The following is a 329-nucleotide window of genomic DNA, read 5'->3' on the forward strand; positions in this document are numbered from 1 at the left end:
GCAACGCCCTCATCGCCACCTCTTTCCACGTCGTGCAGCGCACCTCCCGCGCCCGACTGGCCGGGCAGATCAGCCCGTGGTTCGTGCTGCTCGGTTTCAACCTCTTCTGCATCCTCGCCGTCACCGGCTACTTCATCGGCGTGACCCAGTCGAAGGAGTACGCGGAGGCGGAATGGTACGCCGACCTGTGGCTGGTGGTCGTGTGGGTCACCTTCTTCGTGCTCTTCCTGCGCACGCTCGCCCGGCGCAAGGAGCCGCACATCTACGTCGCCAACTGGTACTTCATGGCGTTCATCGTCGTGGTGGCGATCCTCCACATCGTCAACAAC

General features: G+C 63.5%; 1 protein-coding gene. It reads left to right on the forward strand.

Annotated features, from left to right (window positions below; all coding sequences use genetic code 11):
- Positions 1-329: cbb3-type cytochrome c oxidase subunit I (locus KBI52_RS00575; RefSeq protein ID WP_210804758.1), on the forward strand; the 329-nt coding region annotated here is incomplete at both ends.

It is taken from the genome of Microvirga sp. HBU67558 (genome assembly GCF_018069605.1).
GTDB lineage: Bacteria > Pseudomonadota > Alphaproteobacteria > Rhizobiales > Beijerinckiaceae > Microvirga > Microvirga terrae.